This window comes from Nonomuraea typhae (assembly GCF_009760925.1).
Taxonomy (GTDB): Bacteria; Actinomycetota; Actinomycetes; order Streptosporangiales; family Streptosporangiaceae; genus Nonomuraea; species Nonomuraea typhae.
Map to the genome: position 1 here is coordinate 285610 of NZ_VRLV01000007.1, position 26847 is coordinate 312456.

Here is a 26847-nt window from a genome sequence, read left to right on the forward strand (position 1 = left end):
GAGGCCAAGGGTCTCATGTGCTGCGCAGCCACAGGGTGAGCGCCCAGTCCTGATCGTTGGCCAAGGGGTCGGGCCGGTGCGCGGGGATGCCCTCCACGCAACTCGGCATGACGAAGGCGCAGGTGGCGGCGGCGTCGGCGGTGTAGGCGGCCAGGTTCGCGCGGAAGATGGCCGCGGCGCTCTCCGTTTCGCCGGCCTGGGTGAGGGCCACGGCCGTCAGCACGCTCCAGTAGTGCGGGAAGACGTCCCCGTACAGGCGCTCGCGGCCGAACCAGAAGCCGTCCCAGTGCCTGATGCCGATGTCGCGCAGCCGCACGTGGGGTTGCGGGCCGCCGAAGGCGCGCAGCCAGCGCAGAGCCCGCGCCAGCGCCTCGGGATGGCCGCCGTCCAGCGCCAGCAGGGAGACCAGGGGCGCCACCATCGACTGCTCGTAGTTGACCTCGTGGCTGGGCAGGGCGGTGCCGAGGTGGGCGAAATGGGCGGCGTGCTTGGCCAGCCGTTCGCGCAGCGCGTCCGCGCGGGCCGCCTGGTCGTTCTCGTCGAGCTGCGCGGCCACCTGCCGGATCGCCTCGGGGAAGCCCAGGAGCAGGTGGTCGATGGCGCCCAGGTCGTAGGCGCGTTCGATGATGCGGGCGGCCAGGTCGAGGTCGGCGGCCTCGCCGTACAGCCTGAACTGGTCGGCGAAGAAGTGGGCCAGCCAGGGGAAGTTGTACAGGCGCGGGGTGCGCTCGGTGAAGTGGCTGCCGCGCCGGACGGTGCCGTCGTCCGTGACCAGCCATTTCCTGGCGAACGCGGACCAGCCGTGCAGCGCGCGGTCGATGGCGCCCGCCTCGCCCCAGCCGCGCAGCCGGGCCTGCTGCAGGAGCGTGGGCATGGCCAGGCGCTCGGCGCCGTCGGTCCAGTCGCCCCAGCCGTTGGCGGGCTGGGTGAGGCCGGTGGCGTTGTCGTAGGGGACGAAGGCGTGCCGCTCGGGCGCGTCCAGGTGTAGGGGACGGTGGTCGGCGAGGACGCGGGCGACGCGCCGTTCGACCAGTTCGCGTTGCGGGGTGTGGAACAACACCGCGGTACGGCTGCCGCCGGGCAGGTCCACGTGCACGATGCCGTGCTCGGCGGAGGTGATGTCCCGGTCGCCGATGCGCAGGCTCGCGCCGGTCTCCGCGACGAGGTGCTCGATGGTGACAGGCGGCCGGGTCGCGGCGAGGAACGCCTCGGCCGTCGGGTGGAAGCCGGTCTCCAGCCGCAGGGTGGAGGACTGGCCGGGGTCCAGGGTGATTTCGGGCTGGCCGCCGAAGGCGCCGGGGTTTCTGGCGTGGTCGGTGACGTGCAGCAGGATGTGGCCGCGGACGTTGGAGCCGGAGCCGATGTTCCTGGACTCGATGGAGTAGGCCCACAGCGCGCCCTCGCGCACGATCGTGCCGAGCACCGGGCCTTCGCCGCTCATCGGCTGGGCCAGTACCCAGGACCAGGCGCCGCCGGTCCAGACGTGGGCGTGGCAGGCGCGGGTCAGGGAGTCCTCGGCGCTGTCGTAGACGTCGCGCAGGGGGAGGGAGATCGCCAGGGAGCCGAGGGTGATCTGTCGGTCGCCGGTGTTGGTCCAGGTGTAGGTCTCGGTGAGGGTGTCGCCGGGGGAGCGGGTGATCGTGAGCGTCAGGCCGGGGACCGGCTCGTGGCGGCCGGAGGCGGCGCTCCAGCGGCCGGAGCCGCGCGAGGTGATCGCGAAGCCGCTGCCCCACCGGTGGGCGGGGGTGTGCCAGCGGTCGGCGCCCTCCTGCAGCAGGAAGGGGTGGCCGGGCAGGTCGGGGTGGGTGAAGCGGAGCGGGGAGCCGTCCTCGTGGAAGCTGGCGGTCATGTGGCTGGCCTCGGCAGGGGTTGATCGGTGTGGTACGCCAAGTGCGGAGACTGCCACAGGGGACGGTCATCCGCCAAAGCACCCTTCCGCCCAAGCATGATGACAAATGTCATCTCATCCGCACGCACTCTGCATTCCGGGCTGGTGATTTAGGCGACTACCTGGTCGAACCGCGCAACCGGCACCATGGGTCACATGCTGGAGATAAGGGACCTGCGTAAGCGATTCGCAGAGAAGGTCGCCCTGGACGGGGTGGGCTTCGCCGTACGGCCTGGCGAGATGTTCGGCTTCGTGGGCGCCAACGGCGCGGGCAAGACCACGACCATGCGCATCGCCATGGGCGTCCTCAGGGCGGACTCGGGTGAGACCACCTGGCAGGGGCGCCCGATCGGCGCCCCCGAGCGGCGGCGGTTCGGGTACATGCCCGAGGAACGCGGGCTGTACCAGAAGATGCGCGTGGCCGAGCAGATCGAGTACTTCGGCCAGCTCCACGGCCTCACCCCGGCAAAGGCGCGCACGGCCACCGAGGCGCTGCTGGAGCGGCTCACGCTCACCGAGCGGCGCGGCGACACCGTCGAGTCGCTGTCGCTGGGCAACCAGCAGCGCGTGCAGCTCGCCGTGGCCCTCGTGCACGATCCCGAGGTGCTCATCCTGGACGAGCCCTTCTCCGGCCTCGACCCGCTCGCCGTGGACGCGCTGGCCGGCGTGCTGCAGGAGCGGTGCCGGGGCGGCGTGCCGGTCATCTTCTCCAGCCACCAGCTCGAACTCGTCGAGCGGCTGTGCGACGCGGTCGGCATCGTCTCCGCCGGCCGTATGGTCGCCAGCGGCACCGTCGAGGAGTTGCGCGCGGCCGAGAGCAGCACGCTGAAGGTCGTGGTCCGCGACGCCCAGCCCGGCTGGGCCGACGGCCTGCCCGGCCGCGTCACCGTCACCGGTGACCGCCACGTGCTGATCGCCCAGGCCGGCGACGACCAGGAAATCCTTCACCGCGCCGTCAAGGCCGGGCACGTCGAGCACTTCGGGGTCGAGCACCCCTCCCTCACCGAGATCTTCAAGGAGGCCGTGGCATGAGCAGCCCCATGATGCTGGTGGCGCGCCGCGAGATCACGACGCAGCTGCGCACCAAGGCGTTCGTCATCAGCCTCGTGGTCACCGTCGTGATCATGGCGGGCCTGTCGTTCGCCCCCAGGCTTCTCGGCGGGCCCGACTCCTTCAAGCTGGGCACGGTCAACTCCCAGCAGCTCCCGCTCAAGGCGGCGGCGCCGGACACCGAGTTCGCCTGGCGCGCCTTCCCCGACCGCGAAGCGGCCAAGACCGCGCTGCTCGACGGCGACGTGGACGCGGTGCTCGTGGACGGCACGAAGGTGCTGACGGACGGCCAGATCGACAGCCAGCTCGGCGTCCTGCTGCAGAGCGTCAACCGGGAGGTCCGCCTGGGCGCGGCCGGGGTCAACATCCCGCCGCTGGAGATGGAGTCGGTGGGTGCCGACACCCGCTACGAGGCGGCCCGCGCGGGCATCGCCACGGTCCTGGTCGTCCTGCTCTTCATGCTCGTCATCGGGCAGGCCATGATGGTCGCGATGGGCGTGGTCGAGGAGAAGGGCAGCCGGATCGTGGAGATCCTCTTCTCCTCCCTGCGGCCGTGGCAGCTGCTCGGCGGCAAGATCATCGGGCTGGGTGTGATCGGCATCATCAACCTGGTCGTGACGCTGGCCGCGGGCATCGCCGCCGCGTTCGTCTCCGGCCTGGCCATGGACTTCCCGCCCGGCATGCCGGTGATCGTGGCCTGGGTCATGGTGTGGTTCGTCCTGGGATATGCCTTCTATGCGACCATGGCCGCCTCGCTGGCCTCGCTGGTCTCCCGGCAGGAGGAGGTCGGCAACACGCTGACCCCGATGACCATGCTGATCATGGTGACCTACCTCGTCGGATTCTTCGCGGTGCAGGAGCCGACCGGCACGCTGGCGCAGATCGTCTCGATGGTCCCGCCGTTCTCCTCGATCGTCATGCCGGTGCGCCTGGCCGCCGCCGACGTCCCCTTCTGGCAGGTCGGCCTCTCGGCGGTGCTCATGGTGGCCGCGGTGGTGGGCATGCTGGCCATCGGCGCCAAGGTGTACGAGCGGGCGGTGCTGCGGACCGGCGCCAAGGTCAAGCTCGGCGATGTCCTGCGCGCCAAGTAGATGGACGAGCTGACCCGGGCCCGGCGCCTGACCCGCCTGATACTGAACTCCACGCTGGTGGCCATGTGGCTGGTGGTGGCGATGTATTCGGTGGGGGCGCTCGGGGCCGGTTTGGCGGCTCGTTGGCAGATCGCGGCCGCCACGGTCATGACGGCTGCGTTCACCTGGCTCTACCTGCGCATCAGCGACGCCGTCTTCGAGCGGACGTTCCTGGCGCGGGAGGTGACGGCCGCCGGAGCGCTGGCGCTGGCCACCTGCGCGGTCGCCGGGCCCGCGATCGTCGGCTGGGGCTTCGTCGCCATCACGTGGGTCTCCGTGGCGGTCGTCGGCGTGTCGCGGCGGGTGATGTTCGCCCAGCTCGCCGGCACCTGGCTGGTGCTGACCGCGTTGTCGGCCGCCTGGGCCCTGTCGGGACGGCTCGCCTTCCTGCCCGCCGACGCGCCCGCGGTGGTCGACATCGTCATGTCCGGCGTCACGTATTTGATCATCTGCGCGTTCACCCCGCTGTCGAACCGGCTGTGGGTCTACATCTGGCACCTGGCCGCCAAGGCCCACCAGGCCAAGGAGACCCAGGCGCGGCTCGCCGTCGCCGAGGAGCGCCTGCGCTTCGCCCGCGACCTGCACGACCTCGTCGGGCATCAGCTGTCCGCCCTCGCGGTCAAGTCCGAGCTGGCGGTACGGCTGGCCGACGGCGACACCGCGGCGGCCAAGGCCGAGATGGCCGAGGTGCGTGACCTGTCGAGGAAGGCCCTGCGCGAACTCAGGGAGGCGGTCCGCGGCTACCGCGAGCTGGACCTCCCGGCGGAGCTGGAAAGCGTCAGGAGCGTGCTGGAGGCGGCCGGGGTGCGCTGCCGGCTGCAGCTGCCCTACCGGGAGGTGCCCGAGGAGGCGGCCAAGGTCTTCGCCTACGTGGTGCGCGAGGCGGTGACGAACGTGCTCAAGCACAGCACGGCCACCTCCTGCGACATCACGCTGCGCTTCACCGACGAGGAGTCGACGCTGGAGGTGCGCAACGACGGCGTGGCCCGCAAGCGCGCCGTGGACCTCGGCAGCGGCCTCACCGGCCTGGGCGAACGGCTGGCCGGCGTCGGCGGGAAGCTGACGGCGTTGCCGAATGGTGATGGGGAATTCACCGTGAAGGCGATAGTGCCGCGTTGAACGGGTAGGGGCTACCCATAAGGGGCCTGACCAGCGGAGGTGACATGCGCGTCCAAGGGAGATCTGCGGCACAGGTGGTACGAGTGGGTGCCCGGCTGGACGCCGGTACCTCCGCAGGCGTGCGTCCGCGGCTGCACGAGGCCGTCGACACGGGCACGGGCGAGCTCATCGTCGACCTCTCCGAGCTGGAGATGATCGACGCCACCGGCCTCGGGGTGCTCGTGGGCACGCATCGGCGCGCGCTCGCAGCGGACCGGCGGCTGGTGCTGCGCGGAGTGCCGCCGCGGATCATGCGGGTGCTCGCGGTGACGCGGCTGAACCGGGTTCTTCTCGTCGAAGTGCCCGCCGCGGCCGTCGCCTGACTCGACCGCGACCGCGGACCGGTTATCCGCGGTCGCAGCTTGTTTTTTAGCGGGATGAATATCCGCGATCGCCCGCCGCCATGGAATCACGTTCTGTCATCAAATGCTCACGACGTTCCGAGCGCGCGGACACAGATGTGCACGGCGACCCCGATGAGTTCGTCGAGTTCCACCGGGTTCTCGGCGAGGATCCATTCGATGAGCAGTTCTTGTAGCGCTCCAATCACGCCGAGTGCGAGCAGATGGCGATCGATGCCGGGCGTCGGCGGGAAATCGGCGGACGCCTCTTCGACGAGCCGGGCGAAGGACGCCACCGCGCGTTGCCTGGACGTCGCCAGCACATCGCCCGACCTGCGCACCTCCAGGTGCATGATGCGGGCGCGGCGCCAGTCGGCAGTGGCGAATTCCATATAGGACCGGACTCCAGCGCTGATTCTCCCTTCGAGAGTGTTCGGAGCGTCCTGTAACGCTTTGGCCACGACGACGAGAGATTCCTCCACGCAGCGCTCGTGCAGTGCCTGAAGGAGTTCTTCCCGGCCGCCGAAACATTCGTAGAAGGCGCGGTTGGAGATCCGCGCCTCCGAACACAGCCTTTCGATCGTGGTAGCCGAGAACCCCGGCTTCGCGTAGAGCGTGTAGGCGGCTGTCATGAGCCGCTCTCGTCTGTCTGCCAGCCTTTGCTCAGCCGACATTCCCCGGTAAGACCGGTTCACATTCCACCCGTCCAACATGATCGTGGCCCCCAGAGCACATAATTATGGACGGATGATCTGTATTCGGAAAGAGTGCCTAGTTCATCTCTTACGTCGCCCGTGCATGAACGTGACAACCCTGATCAGCCGCTCAAGCTCTTCCTGGCCGCGGGAGAAGGACGTGAGATTCATCCCGGGTACGGCGAAGCGCTGCCGGGAGATGGCCTTGGGCCGGGCGAACTCGCGAAGACCGTCGGCGCCGTGGATGCGGCCGAAGCCCGAATCCCCCACTCCGCCGAAGGGCAGCGCGGGCACGCCGGCGAAGGAGATGACCGAGTTGATGGCGGTCATCCCCGTGCGCATGAGCCTGGCCAGTTCCATGGCCCGGCGGGTGTTGCGGGAGAAGACGGTGCCGGCCAGCCCGTAGGCGGAGGCGTTGGCCAGTTCGAGGGCCTCCTGCGCGTCCCGGGTACGGCGCACGGTGAGGGTCGGGCCGAACGTCTCCTCGCGCACCGCGGGCGAGTCCTCGGGCACGCCTTCCACGATGACCGGGTCAACAAATGGGGCACGAACCGCCTCTGGCCCACCAGTCACGATTTTTCCGGATTTGATGGCTTCGTCGATGTGGCGGCGGATGATAGCCATTTGCCCGGGCATCGTGATCGGGCCATACGACTCGCCCGCCTTCACCGCCGAGACCCGGTCGGCCAACTCCCGCATGAACGGCTCGTAAACCGCCTCCACCACATACACCCGCTCCACGCCCACACAGGTCTGGCCCGCGTTCGACATCGCGCCCCACAGACAGGCGTCGGCCGCCGCCTTCAGATCGGCGTCGGCGTCCACGATGAACGCGTCCTTGCCCCCGCACTCGGCCACCATCGGGGTGAGGTTGCCCGCGCACGCCGCCATGACCCGCTTGGCCGTCGCCGTCGAGCCGGTGAACGCGATCTTCTTGACCCTCGGGTCGCCCGCCAGCGCCGCGCCCGTCTCGCCCAGCCCGGTCACCGTCTGGAACACCGGGTGCTCGGGCACCGATGCGGTGAACAGTTCGGCCAGCCGTACCCCGACGCCCGGGGTGAGCTCGCTGGGCTTGAAGACGACCGCGTTGCCGGCGGCCAGCGCGTAGGCGATCGAGCCCATCGGGGTGAAGACCGGGTAGTTCCAGGGGCCGATCACGCCGACCACGCCGAGGGGCAGGTACTCCAGCGTGGCCGCGATGTTGACGCCGAGCATGCCGGGGGAGACCCGGCGGCGGCCCAGCACCTTGGCCGCGTTGCGGGCCGCCCAGTCGAGGTGGGTGATCGCCAGCACGATCTCCAGGGTGGCGTCGCCGACCGGCTTGCCGGTCTCCTCGTGTACGAGCGCGGCCAGCGGCCTGAGGTTCTGCGTGATGACGGCCTTGTAGTCGAGCAGCCGGCGCCGCCGCTCGGCCGCGCCCAGCTCCGCCCACCACCCGGCCGCCACCTCCGCCCGGCCCACGGCGGCGCTGACCGCCTCGGGACCCTGCTTGGGGTGGCTGCCCACGACCGCGCCGGTCGCCGGGTTCAGGGAGTCGAACGTCAGCGTCGTCATGGCCGCCACGATAGGCCGGTAACCCGGCACTTACAACGCCGGTCGCAGCATCCCCCACACCGACGGCCCGTCCGGCAGCCGGATCTCGCTCGTCACCCGGAACCCGAACCGCTCGTAGATCGGGACGTTCCCCGCGGCACTGGCCTCCAGGTAGACCGGCAGCCCCGCGGTCCGCGCCAGCCCCGAGCGCAGCAGCGTCCCGCCCACGCCGGCGCCCCTGGGATGGGTGCCGATCTGCGCGAGATACCAGTGCGGCTCCGCGGGCCGGTGCGCACCGAAGGTCTCGTCCAGCTGCATCCCCTTGGCGACCTGATCACCCATCGCCGCCAGCAGCTCCGGTCCGCCCGCCTCCAGGTCGGGCACGAAGCCCGGCGGATCCCAGATGGCCACTCCGACGATCGCCGCGCCCTCGCGCGCGACCTCGACCACGTCGTGCATGTACCGCCCGAGGGCGGCGAACATCCGCTCCCGCCCCACGCCGCCGGGCAGCAGCCATGAGATGACCGGATCCTCCGCGAAGGCCCGGCCGAGCACCGTCCCCGCCTCTTCCATGTCGGACGCCTTGTCCGCGATGACGATCTCCATGCCGTCAATCCTGCAGCCAGGAGCCGTGGAATCCGGCGGGAACCCGCCGCGGCAGCCGTACCGACGCCACCGTGGACAGATCGCGCGCGTCGGCGACCAGGAGCCGCGAGTCCCCGCTGGTGGTGACCACGGACAGCAGCCACCCGTCGTCCTCCGCGCTCGCCCCCTCGGCCGGGACGAACACGGCCTCACCCGTGTGCCCGCCCGTGTCGAGCGTGGCCGCGTCGCCGCTGCGGTGGTCGTACTTGACGATCTGCTGTCCGCCCACGGTGTACAGGTACCGGCTGCCCAGTCCCAGCCGGTCCTCGTTGAAGGTGGGGAACTCGATGCCGCGATCGTCCAGCGGCTCCTCGGCGGTCTTGCCGGTGGCCGGGTCGAGGACCCAGCGGTGCAGCGCCGCGCTGATGCGCACGGTGGCGTGCGTGGCCACGTCGGTTCGCCCGCTGATCTCCTCCCAGAGGCTGGTGAAGACCTCGGGGGAGTACCGGGCCGCGCTCAGCACCACGCGCCCCTGGTCGTCCTCCCAGGCGTTGCCGACATGGAAGGCATAGCAGGGATCGACCTCGAACCACTGCGTCACCCCGCCCGCCCGCGGCGTGAGCCCGATCCGCGCGCCGTACTTCTCGTCGAAGGCGTACGGCATGCCGCCACCGCGGTTCAGGTCGAAGGTGACCGGGAGGTCCAGCCAGACCAGATAGTTCTCGGTGATCGCGAAGTCGTGCATCATCGTCGCGCCGGGGACCTCGATCTCCCGGCTCTCGACGAGCTCCCCACCGGCCGAGAGGCGATGGTAGGTGGCGAACGGCGGCACGAAGCCGTACCCGAAGAAGTGCAGCTCGCCGGTGATCGGATCCGCCTTGGGATGCGCGGTCATGGCCGTGGTCAGCTTGCCGCCGAAGTCGACCGGCCCGACGGTGTCGAGCTCGGGCGTCATCTCGTACGGCAGGCCGACCTCGATCAGCGCGTAGATGCGGCCGTCGTGCCGGATGACATGGGTGTTGGCCTGGGTGGCGGTCAGGTTCACGCCGTCCGGCCCGATGAAGTCGGCGCCGTCGGTGAACTTCGTCGTCCGCACCCACCGGTTGCGGTACCACTCGGCCCGGCCTTCACGCAGCCGGATGCCGTGGATCATGCCGTGCCCGCCGAACCAGTGGCCGGGGTCCTCGCCGGGGCGGGGGTTGGGGCCGTTGCGGAAGTACCGTCCGGTCAGCTCGGGCGGGAGGGTGCCTTCTACCGGGAGGTTCAGGGCGTCGATCTCGTCGGGGACGGGAGCCAGGTTGCCGCTCAGGTATGCCTTCTGCATCGCAATACTCCAATCGTGATAGGTCGAACATAGAAGCTCCTTCCATGACATGTCAATGATGGAATGTGTGGGCCGCTTCACGGGATCGCTCATCGCGCTCGGCGTTTCCCGCGCACTCGTTCAGTACGTCGCGCGCCGCCTGCGCGAACGCTCGGGGGACCGGGAGGCCCATGGCAGGGGGTGCGGGGGCTGGGCCCCCCGCTCAGGACTGCCCGAGCGCTTCACGCGCGCAAGCGCGCCTTTCGGGAGGACCTTGCCTTTTCGCGCAAGGGCTCGGGAGGACCTTGCCTTTCGTGCACAAATGCGGAAGGACTTGGTGGATCAGAAGAGGGTGGGGTTCTCGGGTTCGATGCCGCGCAGCGCGTCGTAGTCCAGGGTGACGCAGTCGATGCCGCGGTCCGTGGCCAGCACGCGGGCCTGGGGTTTGATCTCCTGGGCGGCGAAGACGCCGCGGACCGGGGCCAGCAGGGGGTCGCGGTTCAGGAGTTCGAGGTAGCGGGTCAGCTGCTCCACGCCGTCGATCTCGCCCCTGCGCTTGATCTCCACCGCCACCGTGGCGCCGCCCGAGTCCCGGCACAGGATGTCCACCGGGCCGATCGCGGTCATGTACTCCCGGCGGATCAGCGAGTAGCCCTCGCCCAGCGTCGTGATGTGCTCGGCCAGCAGCTCCTGCAGGTGGGCCTCCACGCCGTCCTTGATCAGGCCCGGGTCCACCCCCAGCTCGTGGCTGAAGTCGTGGAGGATCTCCTCCATCGTCAGCACCAGCTTCTCGCCGGTCTTGCCGTGGGTGACCGTCCAGGTGCCGCCGTCCTCCTTGAGCTTGCACGGCGGGTTCATCCAGTTGAGCGGCTTGAAGGCACGGTCGTCGGCGTGGATGCTCACGCTGTTGTCCGCCTTGATCATGATCAGCCTCGGCGCCATCGGCAGGTGAGCCGTGAGCCGTCCTATGTAATCCACGCTGCATCGCGCGATGACCAGCCGCATGACGGCCCACCCTACCGGCTCTGGAAAACTGGGGGGCATGGCGTTTGAAAAGGTGGGAGTGGTCGGTCTCGGCACGATGGGTGCGGGGATCGCCGAGGTGTTCGCACGTGCCGGAATCCGGGTGATCGGGGTGGAAGCCGACGCGGAGGCGCTGGCGCGCGGTCGCGGGCACCTCGAGAGGTCCACCGGACGGGCGCTGGACAAGGGACGGCTCACCGCCGAGGAGCGGGAGGCGATTCTCGGGCGGGTCACGCTGACCACGGCCCGGGAGGACCTGGCCGACGCCGACCTCGTCATCGAGGCCATCCCCGAGGTGCTGGAGTACAAGGTCGCCCTGTTCGCCGACCTCGACCGGATCTGCAAGCCGGAGACGGTGCTGGCCACCAACACCTCCTCCCTGCCGGTCACCGCCATCGCCGCCGCCACCGGGCGGCCGAAACGCGTCATCGGGATGCACTTCTTCAACCCGGCGCCGGTCATGAAGCTGGTCGAGGTCGTCGGCACCATCCTGACGGAGGACGGCCTGCTCGAGGAGGTCTCCCATCTCGCCTGGCAGCTCGGCAAGACCGCGGTCGTGGTGGGCGACCTGGCCGGGTTCGTGGTCAACAGGCTGCTTCTGCCGTACCTGAACCATGCGGCGGTGCTGCTGGAGCACGGGGTGGCCCGCCGCGACGACATCGACGCGGCGATGAGGAAGGGCGTCGGCCTGCCCATGGGGCCGTTCGCGCTGCTCGACCTCATCGGGCTGGACACCGCCTACGAGATCATGGGCGTGCTCTTCGGTGAGACCCGTTCCACGCGGCACGCCCCGGCGCCCCTCCTGCGGGAGCTGGTCGGCGCGGGGCTGCTCGGGCGCAAGACCGGGCGCGGCTTCTACGACCAGGACGGGCCGGCGCCGGCCGAGGCGTGGAAGGCGCACGTGACCGGCGTGACCGTCCACGGCGAGGGTGCGGAGGAGTTCGCCGCGCGGCTGGACGCCGCCGGGTTCCGCGCCTCCGACACTCCCGACCTCGTGCTGCGGCTGGGCGAGCGTCCGGTGATCGAGCACGCGGTACGGCACGCGGACCCGTCCCGGGTGGTCGGGATCCATCTCGTCGGCCAGGGCGTCGCCGAGGTCGTCTCCACCGTGCTCACCTCCCCGGAGGCGGCCGGCGCGGCGGCGGGGCTCATGACGGTGCTCGGGCTGACCGCGGTGCCGTGCAAGGACCGGGCCGGGTTCGTGGCCGACGCCCTGCTCTTCGCCCATCTCAACGACGCGGTCCGGATGCACGCCTCCGGGTACGCCTCGATCGACGACATCGACACCGCCATGCGGCTCGGCTGCGGGTATCCGGCGGGGCCGTTCGAGATGCTGGAGCGCATCGGGCTGCGGAAGGTGCGTGACGGGCTGCGTGCCCTGTACGCCGAGTACCGTGAGCCGTCGTTCGCCCCGGCGGCCCTGCTCGACCAGCTCGTGGCCGCGGGCCTGCCGGCCTTCCCGCGCGCATGAGCCCCCGCCGCGCCCGCCGCAAGGAGTCCTCCCGGCCCAACGCCTTCCCCTCCTCGACCGACCGGGTGGAGGAGTGGCCGGACGGGGAATGGAAGGTGCGCATGCTCAGCGGGGCCGGTTCCGGCAAGGACTACCGCTGTCCCGGCTGTGATCAGGAGATCAAGGCGGGGCAGCCGCACCTGGTGAGCTGGCCCAACTGGAGCGGCGGCGACGAGGAGCGGCGCCACTGGCACACGACCTGCTGGCGCAAGCGGCTGGACCGCGGGCCCGGGCGCAGCCGGTACTGAGGAAAGGAACGAAGTGGAGATCCGCGCGGCGACCGTGCTGCCCGCCCGGCGTGAGCCGATCGAACTGCACACCGGTGACGGCCTGACCCTGGTCGGCGAGCTCGCGCTGCCGGCCGAGCGCGACCCGGTGGCCACGCTCGTCACCCTCCATCCGCTGCCCACGCACGGCGGGTTCATGGACAGTCACGTCTACAAGAAGGCATCCAACCGCCTGCCCGCGCTGGCCGATCTGGCGGTGTTGCGCTTTAACACACGGGGCACCTCCTCCGAGCGCGGCACGTCCGACGGCGCCTTCGACGGTGGCGAGGGCGAACGGTTCGACGTGGCGGCGGCGCTGGAGTACGCCGAGTACCACGACCTGCCGCGGGTGTGGGTGCTCGGCTGGTCCTTCGGCACCGAGCTGACGCTCAAGTGGGCGCGCGATCCGCTGGTGGAGGGCGCGATCCTCATGTCGCCGCCGCTGCACCGGGCCGTGGACGCCGACCTGGACGCCTGGGCGCGGTTCGGGCGGCCGATGACCGTGCTGGTGCCGGAGTTCGACGACTACCTGCGGCCGGAGGAGGCCAGGAGGCGCTTCGCCCGGGTGCCGCAGGCCGAGGTGATCGCGGTCGAAGGGGCCAAGCATCTGTGGGTGGGCGAGCCGTACGTGCGGATCGCGCTGAATGAGATCGTCAAGCGGGTGAACCCCGCGAAGCACCCGCTGCCCACGGACATCCCGCAATGACGGATTTTTGCCAGGGATCCTAGGTCGTGGCGGAATTTTTCACAAGATCTAGACGTCGCCCGGTCACAGGGTGACAATCCGTTCGTCAAGTGAAGATCGTGGACAAGCCGGGCATAGCCCGCGCGGCCTCTCGGTTCGGCAAGGGCGTGAACGGATGCACTTAGTTCGTGGGTTGGTTGCGGCGGTTCTGGTCACTGGGGTTTCGGCGGGGCCGCTCACCCAGCCCCCGGCAGCGGAAGAGGCGCCGGTCGCCGAGGTGGCGGAGGCCCGCCGTACCGGACAGCGGGTCGAGATCGAGGCGATGCGCAGCGAGACCCGCCAGGTTTTCGCCCAGCCCGACGGCACGCACGTCATGGAGCTGAACGTGCGGCCGGTGCGTGTACGGCAGGCCGGCCAGTGGGCCCCCGTGGACACGACGCTCAAGCAGGCGGCCGACGGCACCATCGCCCCGGTCGCGACCGCGGTGGGCCTGACGTTCTCCGGCGGCGGTTCCGGACCGCTGGCTCGCATGTCGCGCGGCGCCAAAACCCTCGAGCTGGGCTGGCCCGGCGCGTTGCCCACGCCCACGCTGAACGGCGGCACCGCGACCTACCCCGAGGTCATGCCGGGCGTGGACCTCCAGGTCACCGCGGACGTGGACGGCTTCTCCCACGTGCTCGTCGTCAAGTCCAGGGCCGCGGCGGCCAAGCTGCCCGACGTGAGCTTCCCGCTCGCGACCACCGGCCTGTCGATGAAGTCCGACAAGGCGGGCAATCTCGAAGCCGTCGACCGCGACGGCGGCACCGTCTTCACCGCCGCCACGCCCACCATGTGGGACTCCTCCGCCCACGACGGCCGCCAGTCCATCATGGCCGCCGAACTGGCCGGCCGGACCCTGCGGCTCAAGCCGGACCGCGCGATGCTGGCCGACCCCAAGACCCGCTACCCCGTCTACCTGGACCCGTTCTTCTCCGCGGCCCGCGGCGCCTGGACGGCGGTGTGGAAGAACTGGCCCGACTCCAACTACCTGAACTCCAGCGACGTCGCCAGAGTGGGCAAGATCTCCTCGACGCAGACCAACCGGTCGTTCTTCCAGATGAACACCGGCGCCACCATCCACGGCAAGCAGATCATCAAGGCCACGCTCCGGACGTACGAGACGTGGGCGTACTCCTGCAGCGCGCGCGTGGTCGAGGCGTGGGCCACCAACCCCATCGGCAGGGCCACCACCTGGGACAACCAGCCCGCCTGGGTCAGGAAGCTGTCTTCTGTAAACGTTGCCAAGGGCTGGAGCGCGTCCTGCGCGCCCGGCGGCGTCGAGTTCGACGTCACCTCCCAGGTCGCCGACGCCGCGGCCAAGAAGTGGCCCAACATCACGGTCGGCCTCCGGGCGGCCAGCGAGAGCGACGTCTACGCCTGGAAGAAGTTCAAGAACAACCCGGCCCTGGTGGTGGAGTACAACTCCATCCCCGGCAACCCGGTCGCCGCCGACGTCTGGTCCGATCCGGGCGGCGCCTGCGCCACGGGCACCGCGCGCCCGACGATCAGCACGGTCACGCCCAAGCTGTGGGCCCGGCTGAAGGACGCCGACAACTCGGTCAAGGGCCGCTTCGAGTGGTGGACCGCCGACGGCGTCACCAAGATCGGCGAGTACGTCACCGGCCTAGGCGGCAACAACGGCGCCTACTACGCGGTGATCCCGCAGGGCGCCTACACCGACGGCTCGGTGATCCGCTGGCGGGCAAGGGCCGAGGACGGCAGGGCCACCAGCGCCTGGAGCCCGTGGTGCGAGGCGACCGTCGATTCCACCGCGCCCGGCAAGGAACCGGTCGTGACCTCGTCCGACTACGCCGAGGGCGGCTGGAGCGACGGCGTCGGCCGTGCGGGCACGTTCACCTTCGCCCCCAACGGCGTCCCCGACGTGGTCGCCTACGTGTACGGCCTGGACACCTCGCCGAACGTCGAGGTGCCCGGCCCGGCGGCGACGGTCGTCCTCACACCGCGCCACGACGGCCCCAACGTCCTGTCGGTCCGCAGCAAGGACCGTGCGGGCCAGCTGGGCCCGATCCGCAGCTACGTCTTCAACGTCAAGGCGGGCACGCCCCCCGACGGGCACTGGAAGCTGGACGAGGGCCAGGGCACGACGGCCGCCGACGCCGCCGCCACCCCGCACCCCGCCACCCTGTACGGCTCCGCCGCGTGGACGACCGGCAAGACCGGCGCGGGCCTGCGCCTGGACGGCGTCAGCGCCTACGCCGAGACCGCCGCGCCCGTCATCTCCACGGCCCGGAACTTCACTGTGGCCGCCTGGGTCAAGCTGACCAGCGCGAACGCCACCTCCACCGCGCTCGCGCAGCAGGGCGGCTTCTCCCTGCAGTACTCCAAGGCCAATGACCGCTGGGCGCTGACCGGCGGCTTGGCGAAGGCGCTGTCCGCTCAGGCGCCCAGGCTCAACGAATGGACCCACCTGACCGGCGTCTACGAGTCGGGCAGGCTGTCCCTCTACGTCAACGGCCGCCTGGAGTCCACCGTCGCGGGCACGCCCGCGGACTCGACCGGCCCGCTGACGATCGGCCGTGCCGGAAGCGCGGAGTACTTCCCCGGCGATCTCGACGACGTGCGCGTCCACGGCCGCGCCATGTTCGCCGAGGAGGTGGCCGAGCTGGTGCACAGCGCCGCGACGCTGGTCGGCCACTGGAAGCTGGACGACGGCACCGGCGCGACCGCCGCCGACTCCTCCGGCCGCGCCACGCCCGCCACGCTGGGCGGCGGCGCGTCCTGGACCACCGGCTGGCTGGACGACGCGCTCGCCTTCGACGGCTCCGGCGGCCACGCCGAGACCACCGCGCCCGCGGTCAGCACCAGGGGCGGGTTCACCGTCGCCTTCTGGACCCAGCTCGACTACCTTCCCGCCCACGACACCACCGCAGTCTCACAGAGCGGCAACCGGGCCAGCGGTTTCCAGCTCGGATTCGACAAGGCACAGGGGCGGTGGGCCTTCGGCATGGCCACCGCCGACACCGACACCGCCGCGCTGGCGATCACGCGCTCCGACGCCGTTCCCGTGCCGTTGGAGTGGACCCATGTGGCCGGGGTCTACGACCCCCTGGATGGACAGATGCGCGTTTACGTCAACGGCCGCCTGTCGGCCGCCACGGTCACCGATCACGTGAGCGCGTGGAACGCCCTGGGCCCGCTGCACCTGGGCCGTGCCAAGAAGGCGGGGGTCTTCACCGGTTACTGGCCGGGGATCGTCGATGACGTCCGCGTGTACGACGGCGTCCTGAGCGCCGAGCACATCTCGCAACTGGCAGCGCAGTAGTCCCCATCGATTCGGGAGAAGGTCCATGGGTTTATCGAGTGAGTTAGATCCGCCAGAATCCCACTGGAATCGTTTTCAGTCACCGAAGCCGGAGTCCCGGTGGCCCCGCCGGCTGGCGGCCGTCCTGGCCGTCGCGGTGGTCGCCCCCCTGGTGAACGCCCTGCCCGCCCATGCCGTCTCGCGGTCGGCGCCGGACGTGCAGAGGGAGACGGCGGTCCCGGGCCGCAAGGTCCCCGTCAGGCCGAAGACCCCCGATCCGGCCGAGAAACAGCGCTGGACAGCGCCACCGGCCGTCACCTGGCCGAAGGCCGGCGCCGCCGAGGTCAGCGCGGCCGGCGCGGGCACCCTTCCCGTACGGCTGGCGGCAAGCACCTCGACGCCCGTGAAGGTCGAGGTCCTGGAGCAGACCGGATCGTACGGCCTGGCCCTGCGCGTCAGCCCCGGCCAGGGCGTGGCCGCGGCCAAGGGCGCCAAGACCCGCCTGGAGATCGACTACTCCGGTTTCCGCTACGCCTACGGCGGCGACTACGGCGCCCGGCTGCGCTTGGTCAAGCTGCCCGAGTGCGCGCTGCAGGCCGTACCGGCGAACTGCGCGGCGCCCGAGGCGGTGCCGAGCGACAACGACGCCAAGAACGGCAAGCTCAGCGCGACCGTGGAGGCGCCCGCGCTCTACGCGGTGACGGCCGCCGCGTCCGGCCCGTCGGGCGACCACGCCGCCACCTCCCTGTCGCCTTCGGCCGACTGGAGCGTCGGCACCCAGTCCGGCGACTTCTCCTGGAGCTACGACCTGCGCACGCCGCCCGCGCTGGGCGGCGACGAACCCGACCTGTCGCTCGGCTACTCCTCGCAGAGCGTGGACGGGCGCACCGCCTCGACCAACAACCAGCCGTCCTGGGCCGGTGAGGGTTTCGAGCTGAACCCCAGCGGCTACGTCGAGCGCCGCTACAAGTCCTGCATGCTCGACGGCAAGAAGACCGGCGACCTGTGCTGGGACCACGACAACGCGACGCTCTCCCTCGGCAACTCCTCCGTCGAGCTGGTCAAGGACGCCACCACCCAGCAGTGGCGGCCCAAGCGCGACGACGGGACGCGGATCGAGCTGCTCAAGGGCGCGGTCAACGGCGACAACGACGGCGAGTACTGGCGGGTCACCACCCAGGACGGCACCCAGTACACCTTCGGCCTCAACCGCCTGCCCGGCTGGGCCACCGGCAAGCCGGAGACGAAGTCGGTCCAGACCGTGCCGGTGTTCGGCAACAACAGCGGCGAGCCGTGCTATTCGAGCACGCCGGCCAACGCCTGGTGCCGCCAGGCATACCGGTGGAACCTCGACCTCGCGGCCGACACGCACGGCAACGCCACCACGTACTGGTACGAGGTGGAGAAGAACCACTACGGCCGCAGCATGAGCGCCGCGCTGGGCACGGAGTACACGCGCGCCGCCTACCTCACCAGGATCGACTACGGCTATCTGCAGAACGAGCTGTTCACCAGGTCACCGGCCGCCCGGGTGATCTTCGACGTGGCCGAGCGCTGCGTGCCCGGCGGGGCGGTGACCTGCGCGCCCGAGCAGTTCAAGAAGGAGAACGCCGCCCACTGGCCCGACGTCCCCTTCGACCAGGTCTGCAACGCGGGTGAGAGCTGCACGAACCGGCTGGCGCCGACGTTCTGGACGCGTAAGAGGCTGGCCAAGGTCACCACGCAGATCCTGGACCCGGCCACGACCAAGTGCGGCGGCCAGCAGTACTGCGCGGTCGACTCCTGGACGCTCACGCACTCCTTCCCCGCCACCGGCGACGGGCTCAGCCCCTCGCTGTGGCTGGCCAGGATCCAGCAGAGCGGGCACGTCGGCGGCACGCTCACGCTGCCCCCGATCACCTTCACCGGCGTACAGCTGCCCAACCGGGTGGACGCGAACGAGGGCCGGGCGCCGCTCGTCAAATGGCGGGTCCAGGCGGTGAACAACGAGAACGGCGGCGAGCTGCGGGTCAACTACGCCCCGGCCAACTGCGCGCCGGGCGCGTTGCCCGCCGCCGACCGCAACACCCTGCGCTGCTTCCCCCAGCGCTGGGCTCCGGCGAACGAGACCGAAGTGACGGACTGGTTCCACAAGTACGTCGTGGCCCAGACCGTGGAGGTCGACCGGGTCGCCGGATCTCCCAACGTGGTCACCGACTACGAGTACCTCGACGGCGCGGCCTGGCGTTACGCCGAGAACATCCTGATCAAGCCCGAGCACCGCACCTGGTCGGACTGGCGCGGGTTCGGCAGGGTGCGCGTCCACGAGGGCGACGGGCAGGACGGCAGGCGCACGCTCAAGGAGTTCAGGTTCTTCCGCGGCATGCACGGCGACCGGCTGGCCGACGGCTCGAAGCGCAGCGTGCAGGTCGTGGACACCGAGGGCGGCAAGGTGGACGACCTCGACCAGTTCGCCGGTTTCGAGCGCGAGGAGATCCTGCACGACGGCGACGGCGGCGCGATCCTCACCGCGAGCGCCGAGACGCCGTGGTCGTTCAAGACCGCCGAGTCCACCCGGAGCGGCGTCACCAAGCAGGCGTACGTCGTCCAGCCGAAGTCCATGGTCACGCGAACGGCGCTGGCGGGCGGCGCGTGGCGCCGTACCGGGGAGGAGCGCGCGTACAACGCGCAGGGCCTGCTCACCCAGGTCGACGAGAAGGGCGACCTGGCCACGGCCGACGACGACCAGTGCACCCGCTACACCTACGCGCGCAACGACACGGCCTGGATGCTCGACTACGCCAACAGGGTCCAGAAGGTCGCCGCGGGCTGCGGCGCCGCTCTGTCCACGCTGGCCGCCGGTGACGTGATCTCCGACGAGAGGGTGCAGTTCGACGGCAAGCCGTACGGCCAGGCGCCCGTCAAGGGCGACGTCACCACCGTGCAGCAGCTCGCGGCCGCCGACGGCAGCACGATCACCGACACCACCCACACCTACGACGTGTACGGGCGTGAGACGAGCGAGACCGACGCGCTCAACGTCAAGGCCACCACCGTCTACACCCCCGCCACCGGCGCCCAGGCGACCGAGGTCGTGCAGACCAACGCGCTCGGCCACGTCGAACGCAGCGTCATCGAGCCGGCCTGGGGCGAATCCGTGGCCGAGGTGGACGCCAACAACAGGCGCGTCGACATGGAACACGACGCGCTCGGCCGCGTGGTCAAGGTCTGGCAGCACGACCGCAGCAAGGCGGCGGGCCAGTCGCCCAACACGGAGTACAGCTACCTGGTGCGCACCGACGCCCCCAGCGTTGTCACCACCAAGACGCTGCGCGAGGACGGCGGCTACACCACCAGCCACGAGCTGTACGACGGCCTGCTGCGCGAGCGCCAGACCCAGGAGCCCGCGCCCGTGGACGAGCAGACGCAGGATCCGGCGCTGCGCAACGGCCGCACGATCACCGACACCTTCTACAACTCGCTCGGCGAGAAGGCCAAGTCCAACAACGGCTACTTCAGCACCGGCGACCCGTCGACGCAGCTGCTCGGGGTGTCCGACACGGACGTGCCCACCCAGATCGTCGCCGTCTACGACGGCAGCGGCGAGCTCGGCGCCCAGGTCTTCAAGTCCAAGGGCGTCGAGAAGTGGCGGGCCACCGCCACGAAGGAAGGCGACCGGGTGCACATCACGCCGCCTCCGGGCGGCGCCGCCACCACCCGCATCGGTGACGCCGAGGACCGGCTGATCGAGCTGCGGCAGTACAAGGGCACCACGCCGACGGGCGCGTACGAGTCGACCAAGTACGCCTATGACGACGCGGGCCGCCTGGCCTCCGTCACCGACCACGCGGGCAACGTGTGGCGGCACCACTACGACGTGCGCGGCCGGGAGATCAAGACGGAGGATCCGGACAAGGGCGTCACGACGTTCACCTACAACGACGACGACGAGCTGCTCACCTCCACCGACGCCCGGGGCAGGACCCTGGCCTACGTCTACGACCAGCTGGGCCGCAAGAAGGAGCTGCACGAGGGCTCGGTCACCGGCCCGCTGCTGGCGGAGTGGAAGTACGACCTGCTGGCCAAGGGGCACCAGTACGCCAGCATCCGGTACGCGGGCGGTGAGGCGTACAAGGCGGAGATCAACGCGATCGACTCGGCGTACCGCACCCTCCGCCAGACGGTCACCATCCCCCCGCGGGAGGGCAAGCTGGCCGGGTCGTACCTCCTCAACACCCGCTACACCCTCGACGGCCAGGTCCAGTCGGTCAGCTTCCCGGCTGCCGGCGGCCTGCCGGAAGAATCGGTCGTCTACACCTACGACGAGCTCGGCCAGCCCACCAAGGTGACCGGCCTGTCCTCGTACGTCACGGCGACCCGCTACTCCAAGCTGGGCGAGACCCTGCAGCACGAGCTGAGCACGGGAGGGCAGAAGAGCTGGCTCACCTTCACCCACGAGGAGAGCACCCGCAGGATGAGCCGGATGCGGCTGGACCGGGAGTCCGCTTCCTCCGCCGATCTGGACCTCGCCTACTCCTACGACTCCATCGGCAACATCACCAAGATCGCCGACCGGGCGAGCGGGCAGGACACGCAGTGCTTCACCTATGATCACCTGCGCCGCATGACCTCGGCCTGGACGGCCACCGACGACTGCGCCGGCGGCACCCCGCAGTCCGGCACGATCGGCGGCGTGGCTCCGTACGCGACCAGCTACGGCTACGACTCCACCGGCAACCGGATCAAGGAGACCAAGCACGCCTGGGGCGGCAAGGCCGAGTCCGTGCGCGGCTTCACCTACCCGGCGGCGGGCGGCAAGCAGCCGCACGCCCTGCAGAGCGTCGGGACGGACCTCTTCGAGTACGACGCGGCGGGCAACACCACCAGGCGCAAGGTCGGCAACTCCGACCAGAGCCTGGCCTGGGACGCCGAGGGCAACCTGGAGTCGGTGACGGAGGCGGGCAAGGTCACGTCGTTCGTCTACGACGCCGACGGTGACCGGCTGATGCGCAAGACGCCCACCGACGCCACCCTCTACGTCGACGACATGGAGTTGCGTTTCGACCACGCCAAGGACGCGGTCGAGCAGACCCGCTACTACACCATCAACGACCAGCCCATCGCGGTGCGCACGCCGGACAACAAGGTGTCCTTCCTGGCCTCCGACCACCAGGGCACCGCCCAGGCGGCGGTGAACGCGGGGACCGGGGAGCTGGCCGTACGGAGGTTGAGCCCGTTCGGCGAGGAGCGGGGCACACCACCGGCGTGGTGGCCGGGGCAGCGCGGATTCGTCGGGGGCACGAACGACCCGACGACCGGGCTCGTTCACCTCGGCGCCCGTGAGTACGACCCCAGGAACGGCCGGTTCATCTCGGTCGACCCGGTCATCGACGAGGCCGATCCGCAGCAGCTCAACGCCTACGCCTACGCCAACAACAGCCCGGTCTCCGCGAGCGACCCCGACGGGCAGCTGTTCTGGTTCGCGGCCGCGGTCGTGGCCAGGATCGCGGCACAGGCCATCGCCAGGAGGCTCGCCCTGGCGGCCGCCAGGAGGGCGGCGCTCGCCGCGGCCAGGCGGGAGGCGGCCAGGCGCGCGGCCATCGAGGCGGCCCGGCGCAGGGCGATCGAGCTGGCCAGGAAGAAGGCCATAGAGGAGGCCAAGAAGAAGGCCGCCGCGGCGGCGGCACGGCGCAAGCTCCAGGCGGAGGCCAAGAAGAGGGCGGCCGAGCGGGCGAGGAAGGCCGCCTCGGCGAGGGCCCAGCGCCGGGCCGCGGCCGCGGCCAGGAGGCAGGCGAAGCGGGAGGCCCGTGAGGCGGCGGCGAGACGCCGCCTGGCGCAGGCGGCCTCCAGGCGGAACAGGCAGGCCGGCCACCGTCCCGCCGGGCTCCGGCAGGGGCAGCGTCCGGCCTGGCGGCCGACCAGCCACAGGGCGGTGCAGCGGTCGTCGCCGCCCAAGTCGGGCCGGGCGCCGGTGCGTCAGGGGCAGGTCTACCGGAATGACGGAACCACGCAGCCGACGCGGTCCGTCAGCGTCTACCGCAACGGGGAGATGTATCCGGACGGCCCGCCGCCGCCCAACCTGATCAGGCCCACCGGTTCCGGACAGGGACAGCGGCAGGTCTTCAGGCCGGAGAAGATCGAACCGGAGAACACCAGGACGGGCACGATCGCCGAATCGGGCGGCAGGTTCGTCAGGTGGATCGACAAGGGCGGTCTGGGCGACGCCTTGGACATCTTCCTCGGCGGCATGTGACGCCTTCTCCCGCCGGCGCGGGGCTCTCGTGGCCCCGCGCCGGTTCCGATAGAATCTTGTTCTGTTCCGCGTGATGGAGGAGGCCGCTGTGGGCGCGTTCGATCTTTCCGGCAAGAAGGCACTGGTCACCGGGGCCTCCAGAGGGATCGGGCGGGCCATCGCGCTGGCCTACGCGCGAGCCGGCGCCGACGTGGCACTGGTCTCCCGCTCGGCCGACACGCTGACCGAGGTGGCCAAGGAGATCACCGAGCTCGGCCGCGCCGCCGTCGTCGTCCCCGCCGACCTCACCGACCGCGAGGCAGCCGGTACGGCGGTGCGGACCGCCCTCCGGGAGCTGGGCCACCTCGACATCGTGGTCAACAACGCCGGTGGCTCCAACTTCCTGGTCGAGTTCAAGGACCTGAGGCTGTCCGGCTGGGACAAGCTCATGAAGCTCAACCTCGACTCCGCCATGGCCGTGTGCCACGCCGTCGCCCCCCACCTGCTGGACCGGGGCACCGGGTCGGTCGTCAATGTGGCCTCCGTGGCCGCGCTCGGCGCGCCGTTCCTGGCCCCCTACGCCGCGGCCAAGGCGGGGCTGGTCGCGCTCACCAAGTCGCTGGCGCTCGAATGGGCCCGCGCAGGGGTCCGGGTCAACGCCCTGTGCCCCGGCTGGACCGCCACCGACCTCAACAGGAACCTCTGGGAGGACGGGACGGGAGGGGCGGCCACGGTCGCCTCGGTTCCCATGGGCCGCTGGGGGAGCGCGGAGGAGATGGCGCATCCCGCGGTATTTCTGGCCAGTCCGGCCTCGGCCTATATGACGGGCCAAGTCCTCTTCATCGATGGCGGTTTGACGACAACCTGAGAGAAGCGGACTACGGTGAGTCCGTGCAGCTCTACACGAGATCAGCCGGGAACGGTGTCCCGGTGGTACTGCTCCACGCTTTCCCCCTCTCATCTGCCATGTGGCTGGCCCAGCGCGAGGGACTGGCCCCCACCTGCAGAGTCATCACACCTGATCTACGGGGGTTCGGTGGATCGAGGCTCGGAGACGACGAGCCCTCGGTCGATGCCATGGCCGACGACGTCGCGGCCCTCCTTGACGTGGAGGGCATCCAACGCGCGGTCGTCGGCGGGTTGTCCATGGGCGGATACGTGACGATGGCCTTCTGCCGGCGCCACCCCGAACGGCTGCTCGGCGTCATCCTCGCCGACACCAAGGCCGCGGCCGACCCCGAGCCGGTCAGGGAGAACCGCGAACGCATCGCCGGCCGCGTGCTCGACGAGGGCGCGGGCGTGCTCATCGAGGAGGTGCTGCCCGCACTGATCGGGCGTACCACCCGCGAGCGGCGGGCCATGGTCTTCGGGCGCGTGCGCGGGCTGGTGCAGGCGGCGCCTCCCGCCGCGGTCGCCTGGGCCCAGCGCGCGATGGCCGCCCGGCCCGACTCCTTCGACACGCTCAGCGAGCTCAAGGTTCCGCTGCTGGCGATCGTGGGCGAGGAGGACGAGCTCGCGCCGGTGGCCGACGCCGAGGCGATGGCGCGTGCCGTACCCGACGGGCGGTTGGAGATCATCAAGAAGGCCGGTCACTTGAGCGCGGTCGAGCAGCCGGAGGCGTTCAACGCCGCGGTGGCCGACTTCCTCAGCTCTGGTCTTGGCGGGGAAGCACGGTCTCCCGGATGATGAGCGCGATCGCGGCGGCGACCGGGATCGCGAGCAGCGCGCCGACGATGCCCAGCAGCGCGCCGCCGAACAACGCCGCGATGACCGTCACCGCGGGGGTCACATCCACCGAGCGCTTCATGACGCGGGGGTAGATGAAGTAGTTCTCGACCTGCTGGTAGACCACGAAGAAGATCGCGCAGGCGATGCCCGCGGGCACCGAGCCCAGGAAGGCCACGCCGGTCACCAGCACGGCCCCGATCGTCGCGCCCACGAGCGGGATGAGGTCGGTGATCGCCACGATGAGGGCGAGGGCCAGCGCGTACGGCACGCCGGCGATGGTGAGGAAGATCCAGCTCAGCACGCCCGCGATCACCGAGATGAGCACGTTGCCGGCGACGTAGCCGCCGATGCCGCCGAGGATCTCCTCGGTCAGGGCGCCGGTGCGCTCGCGGCGCGACGCCGGCACGAGCTTGAGCAGGTACGCCTTGATGGTGTGCAGCGAGCCCAGGAAGTACAACATGAGCACCAGCAGCGTCACGGTGGTGAAGAGGCTGTCCACCACGACGAGCCCGGCGCCCATGATGCCGCTGGCCAGCGTGGTCGCCGCCGCTCCGGTGAGGAAGGAGCGCAGCTGGGAGAGGATCTGGTAGTCCTGCTCCAGCATCTGCACGGTCGGGTTGTTGCCGAGCTCGGTGAGATATCCGGGTACGGCCCGCACGAAGTCGGCCAGCTGCTGGCTGACCGGGGGCACGATGGCCAGGCCGAACAACACGAAGGCGGCGATGACCCCGGCGAAGACGATGGCGATCGACGTCCGCCTGGACACGCGCCGCCGCTGGAGCGCCTCGACGGCCGGATTGAGGCCGACGGCCAGGAACATGGCGACGGTGATGAGGATGATGACGCTCAGGGAGCGCACGACCATCTGGCCGATGGCGATCGCCGTCAGCACTCCGAGGCCGCCGATCAGCCCGAAGAGGAACGGCCCGCGGGCCAGCGGTTTACCCGGCAGGCCGTACTGATGGCCCTTATCGGGAGAGTGGCCTTTATCGGGAGAGGTCTCGACTTCGGCTGACAATGGGGGGCTCCATGTGACAAAGGTGGCGCAAGAACAAAAGAGAGCCTAGCGACCGAGTGGTCGCCAGGCTCTCTTTCAGCCGTCAGTCAAGCCCCCCGAAGAGGCGAGCCCCTACTCCTGCCACCACTCGCTGTCGTCGTCCGCCTTGGCCTCCGTCTTGGCGGGCGCGGCAGCGGCGGCGGGCGCCGGGGCCGGCTTGTTGTCGTTGGCCGACGCCGCGATGGCGGGCTTGGCCGGGGCGGCGGCCACCGCGGGCTCCGGCTCCATGCCGGGCAGCGCCGCGCCACCGAGCAGCTGGCGCAGCTGGGCCAGGTGGCTGGTGATGCTGTCGCGCTGGCGGGTCAGCTCGTCGACCTGGCGCTGCATCGAGGTGCGGATGCGCTCGGCCTCAGACTTGGCCTCCGAGACGATCGTCTCGGCGCTGGACTTGGCGTCGGAGACGATCGTCTCCGAGCTCTTGCGGGCGTTGGCGACCAGCTGCTTGGCGTGCAGATCGGCCTCGCGGCGGGTCTGCTCGGCCTGCTGGGTGGCCTTGGTGGCGCGCGATTCGGCCGTGGCCGCGCGCTGCTCGGCCTCGGCGACCAGCTTCTGGGTGTTGGCCTGCGCGGTGGCGTGGCGCTCGGCCTCCTGGCGCTCGGCCTCCTCGCGGCGGGAGGCGAGCTGGATCTCGAACTCGGCCTCGTCCTGGGCCCGCTTGGCCTCCGACTCCTCCAGGACCCGCTGGGCCTGGGCGCGCATCTCGTCGGCCTGGCGCTTGGCGGTGGTCAGGACCTCGTCACGCTCACGCTTGGTCGATGCGCGGAGCTGGGCCACCTCGCGCTCGGTGGTCGTGCGGAGCTTGGCGATCTCCCGCTCGGCGTCGGCGCGCTTCTCGGCCACCTCGTGGTCGGCCGTGGCGCGCAACTTGGCCGCCTCACGCTCGGTGGTGGCGGTCAGCTCGTCGGACTCGCGGCGGGCGGTCGAGCGGATCTCGTCGGCCTCCCGCTCGGCGCTGGTGCGCATGTCGTCGGACTCACGCGTGGCCTGGGCGCGCTTGTCGGCGGCCTCTGCCTCGGCGGCGGCGCGAAGGTCGGCGGCCTCCACCTTGGCGGCGGCCTTGACCTCGTTGGCCTCGGACCTGGCGGCCTGGACGAGCTCCGTGGCCTGCTCCTCGGCCAGGCGCAGGAGCTGCTCGATGCGGGCGCCGAGACCGGAGTAGGTCGGGCGCTCCTGCTCCTGGAGCTGACGCTGGGAGTCGGCGAGGTCGCGCTGCAGCCCGGCCAGCTGCTCGCGGGTCTGCCGCAGCTCGCCGTCGAGCTGCTTCAGGTGGTCGTGGACCTGATGGCGATCGTAACCGCGGAGCACCACGTCGAACTCGCGGGCCGGGGCGTCCTCGAAGAAGTTGTTGAGCTGGGCGTCGATGTCGGACTGCATGGAGGCTCG

19 protein-coding genes are annotated in these 26847 nt (G+C 70.6%); 11 read left to right on the forward strand and 8 right to left on the reverse strand.

What is annotated here, in order from left to right:
* Nucleotides 1-13: 13 nt before the first annotated feature.
* Complete coding sequence (locus FVE25_RS27270) at nucleotides 14-1849, reverse strand: hypothetical protein (protein WP_157249919.1); 1836 nt, start codon at nucleotides 1847-1849, stop codon at nucleotides 14-16.
* A 195-nt stretch (nucleotides 1850-2044) separates the two neighbouring features.
* On the opposite strand from FVE25_RS27270, the gene FVE25_RS27275 reads away from it, so the two are divergent.
* Genes FVE25_RS27275 through FVE25_RS27290 form a run of 4 tightly spaced genes read left to right on the forward strand, consistent with a single transcriptional unit; the run spans nucleotide 2045 to nucleotide 5549 of the window.
* On the forward strand, nucleotides 2045-2920 hold the full coding sequence (locus FVE25_RS27275) for an ABC transporter ATP-binding protein (RefSeq protein ID WP_157249920.1): 876 nt from the start codon (nucleotides 2045-2047) through the stop codon (nucleotides 2918-2920).
* Complete coding sequence (locus FVE25_RS27280) at nucleotides 2917-4029, forward strand: ABC transporter permease (RefSeq protein ID WP_157249921.1); 1113 nt, start codon at nucleotides 2917-2919, stop codon at nucleotides 4027-4029. The genes FVE25_RS27275 and FVE25_RS27280 overlap by 4 nt, the downstream gene beginning before the upstream one ends.
* A complete protein-coding gene (locus tag FVE25_RS27285) occupies nucleotides 4030-5187 on the forward strand; it encodes a sensor histidine kinase (RefSeq protein ID WP_157249922.1) in 1158 nt (385 codons plus the stop codon). It begins immediately after the preceding gene.
* Between the two features lie 44 nt (nucleotides 5188-5231).
* Nucleotides 5232-5549, forward strand: a complete 318-nt coding sequence (locus FVE25_RS27290) for an STAS domain-containing protein (protein WP_157249923.1) — start codon at nucleotides 5232-5234, stop codon at nucleotides 5547-5549.
* A 107-nt stretch (nucleotides 5550-5656) separates the two neighbouring features.
* Here the strand turns inward: FVE25_RS27290 and FVE25_RS27295 are convergent, their stop codons facing one another.
* The 5 genes from FVE25_RS27295 to nucS form a co-directional block, all read right to left on the reverse strand.
* Nucleotides 5657-6199 carry a TetR/AcrR family transcriptional regulator gene (locus FVE25_RS27295; protein WP_246267514.1) on the reverse strand — a complete coding sequence of 181 codons (543 nt, stop codon included), beginning with the start codon at nucleotides 6197-6199 and terminating at the stop codon, nucleotides 5657-5659.
* A 144-nt stretch (nucleotides 6200-6343) separates the two neighbouring features.
* Nucleotides 6344-7816, reverse strand: coding sequence for an aldehyde dehydrogenase family protein (locus FVE25_RS27300; RefSeq protein ID WP_157249924.1), 1473 nt, complete (start codon nucleotides 7814-7816; stop codon nucleotides 6344-6346).
* Between the two features lie 30 nt (nucleotides 7817-7846).
* Nucleotides 7847-8401 (reverse strand): GNAT family N-acetyltransferase, encoded by a 555-nt coding sequence (locus tag FVE25_RS27305; protein ID WP_157249925.1) that lies wholly within the window; start codon nucleotides 8399-8401, stop codon nucleotides 7847-7849.
* A 4-nt stretch (nucleotides 8402-8405) separates the two neighbouring features.
* Nucleotides 8406-9704, reverse strand: coding sequence for a carotenoid oxygenase family protein (locus FVE25_RS27310; protein WP_157249926.1), 1299 nt, complete (start codon nucleotides 9702-9704; stop codon nucleotides 8406-8408).
* A gap of 321 nt (nucleotides 9705-10025) precedes the next feature.
* Nucleotides 10026-10688: an endonuclease NucS gene (gene nucS, locus FVE25_RS27315; RefSeq protein WP_157249927.1), complete on the reverse strand. Its 663-nt coding sequence runs from the start codon at nucleotides 10686-10688 to the stop codon at nucleotides 10026-10028.
* A gap of 37 nt (nucleotides 10689-10725) precedes the next feature.
* On the opposite strand from nucS, the gene FVE25_RS27320 reads away from it, so the two are divergent.
* The 7 genes from FVE25_RS27320 to FVE25_RS27350 all read left to right on the forward strand — a co-directional run bounded on the left by FVE25_RS27320 (nucleotide 10726) and on the right by FVE25_RS27350 (nucleotide 24365).
* Nucleotides 10726-12177 carry a 3-hydroxyacyl-CoA dehydrogenase family protein gene (locus FVE25_RS27320; RefSeq protein WP_157249928.1) on the forward strand — a complete coding sequence of 484 codons (1452 nt, stop codon included), beginning with the start codon at nucleotides 10726-10728 and terminating at the stop codon, nucleotides 12175-12177.
* A complete protein-coding gene (locus FVE25_RS27325; protein WP_157249929.1) occupies nucleotides 12174-12464 on the forward strand; it encodes an ATP/GTP-binding protein in 291 nt (96 codons plus the stop codon). The genes FVE25_RS27320 and FVE25_RS27325 overlap by 4 nt, the downstream gene beginning before the upstream one ends.
* 13 nt (nucleotides 12465-12477) lie before the next feature.
* Nucleotides 12478-13188 carry an alpha/beta hydrolase gene (locus FVE25_RS27330; protein ID WP_157249930.1) on the forward strand — a complete coding sequence of 237 codons (711 nt, stop codon included), beginning with the start codon at nucleotides 12478-12480 and terminating at the stop codon, nucleotides 13186-13188.
* Nucleotides 13189-13342: 154 nt separating this feature from the next.
* Complete coding sequence (locus FVE25_RS27335) at nucleotides 13343-16489, forward strand: LamG-like jellyroll fold domain-containing protein (RefSeq protein WP_157249931.1); 3147 nt, start codon at nucleotides 13343-13345, stop codon at nucleotides 16487-16489.
* A 136-nt stretch (nucleotides 16490-16625) separates the two neighbouring features.
* Nucleotides 16626-22700: an RHS repeat domain-containing protein gene (locus FVE25_RS56415; protein ID WP_181019729.1), complete on the forward strand. Its 6075-nt coding sequence runs from the start codon at nucleotides 16626-16628 to the stop codon at nucleotides 22698-22700.
* 88 nt (nucleotides 22701-22788) lie between these two features.
* Nucleotides 22789-23547 (forward strand): SDR family NAD(P)-dependent oxidoreductase, encoded by a 759-nt coding sequence (locus FVE25_RS27345; protein ID WP_157249933.1) that lies wholly within the window; start codon nucleotides 22789-22791, stop codon nucleotides 23545-23547.
* Between the two features lie 62 nt (nucleotides 23548-23609).
* The gene (locus FVE25_RS27350) at nucleotides 23610-24365 is read left to right on the forward strand and encodes an alpha/beta fold hydrolase (protein WP_281367899.1); all 756 of its coding nucleotides are present in this window, start codon (nucleotides 23610-23612) and stop codon (nucleotides 24363-24365) included.
* On the opposite strand, the gene FVE25_RS27355 is transcribed toward FVE25_RS27350, so the two are convergent.
* The gene (locus FVE25_RS27355) at nucleotides 24325-25425 is read right to left on the reverse strand and encodes an AI-2E family transporter (protein ID WP_157249935.1); all 1101 of its coding nucleotides are present in this window, start codon (nucleotides 25423-25425) and stop codon (nucleotides 24325-24327) included. The two genes, FVE25_RS27350 and FVE25_RS27355, sit on opposite strands and share 41 nt — an antisense overlap.
* A gap of 111 nt (nucleotides 25426-25536) precedes the next feature.
* Nucleotides 25537-26838 (reverse strand): DivIVA domain-containing protein, encoded by a 1302-nt coding sequence (locus FVE25_RS27360; protein WP_157249936.1) that lies wholly within the window; start codon nucleotides 26836-26838, stop codon nucleotides 25537-25539.
* Nucleotides 26839-26847: the final 9 nt, after the last annotated feature.

Coding starts and splice junctions, on each gene's coding strand:
- FVE25_RS27270 (WP_157249919.1), bottom strand. CDS start 1,849: ATGACCGCCAGCTTCCACGAGGACGGCTCCCCGCTCCGCTTCACCCAC.
- FVE25_RS27275 (WP_157249920.1), top strand. CDS start 2,045: ATGCTGGAGATAAGGGACCTGCGTAAGCGATTCGCAGAGAAGGTCGCC.
- FVE25_RS27280 (WP_157249921.1), top strand. CDS start 2,917: ATGAGCAGCCCCATGATGCTGGTGGCGCGCCGCGAGATCACGACGCAG.
- FVE25_RS27285 (WP_157249922.1), top strand. CDS start 4,030: ATGGACGAGCTGACCCGGGCCCGGCGCCTGACCCGCCTGATACTGAAC.
- FVE25_RS27290 (WP_157249923.1), top strand. CDS start 5,232: ATGCGCGTCCAAGGGAGATCTGCGGCACAGGTGGTACGAGTGGGTGCC.
- FVE25_RS27295 (WP_246267514.1), bottom strand. CDS start 6,199: ATGACAGCCGCCTACACGCTCTACGCGAAGCCGGGGTTCTCGGCTACC.
- FVE25_RS27300 (WP_157249924.1), bottom strand. CDS start 7,816: ATGACGACGCTGACGTTCGACTCCCTGAACCCGGCGACCGGCGCGGTC.
- FVE25_RS27305 (WP_157249925.1), bottom strand. CDS start 8,401: ATGGAGATCGTCATCGCGGACAAGGCGTCCGACATGGAAGAGGCGGGG.
- FVE25_RS27310 (WP_157249926.1), bottom strand. CDS start 9,704: ATGCAGAAGGCATACCTGAGCGGCAACCTGGCTCCCGTCCCCGACGAG.
- nucS (WP_157249927.1), bottom strand. CDS start 10,688: ATGCGGCTGGTCATCGCGCGATGCAGCGTGGATTACATAGGACGGCTC.
- FVE25_RS27320 (WP_157249928.1), top strand. CDS start 10,726: ATGGCGTTTGAAAAGGTGGGAGTGGTCGGTCTCGGCACGATGGGTGCG.
- FVE25_RS27325 (WP_157249929.1), top strand. CDS start 12,174: ATGAGCCCCCGCCGCGCCCGCCGCAAGGAGTCCTCCCGGCCCAACGCC.
- FVE25_RS27335 (WP_157249931.1), top strand. CDS start 13,343: ATGCACTTAGTTCGTGGGTTGGTTGCGGCGGTTCTGGTCACTGGGGTT.
- FVE25_RS27360 (WP_157249936.1), bottom strand. CDS start 26,838: ATGCAGTCCGACATCGACGCCCAGCTCAACAACTTCTTCGAGGACGCC.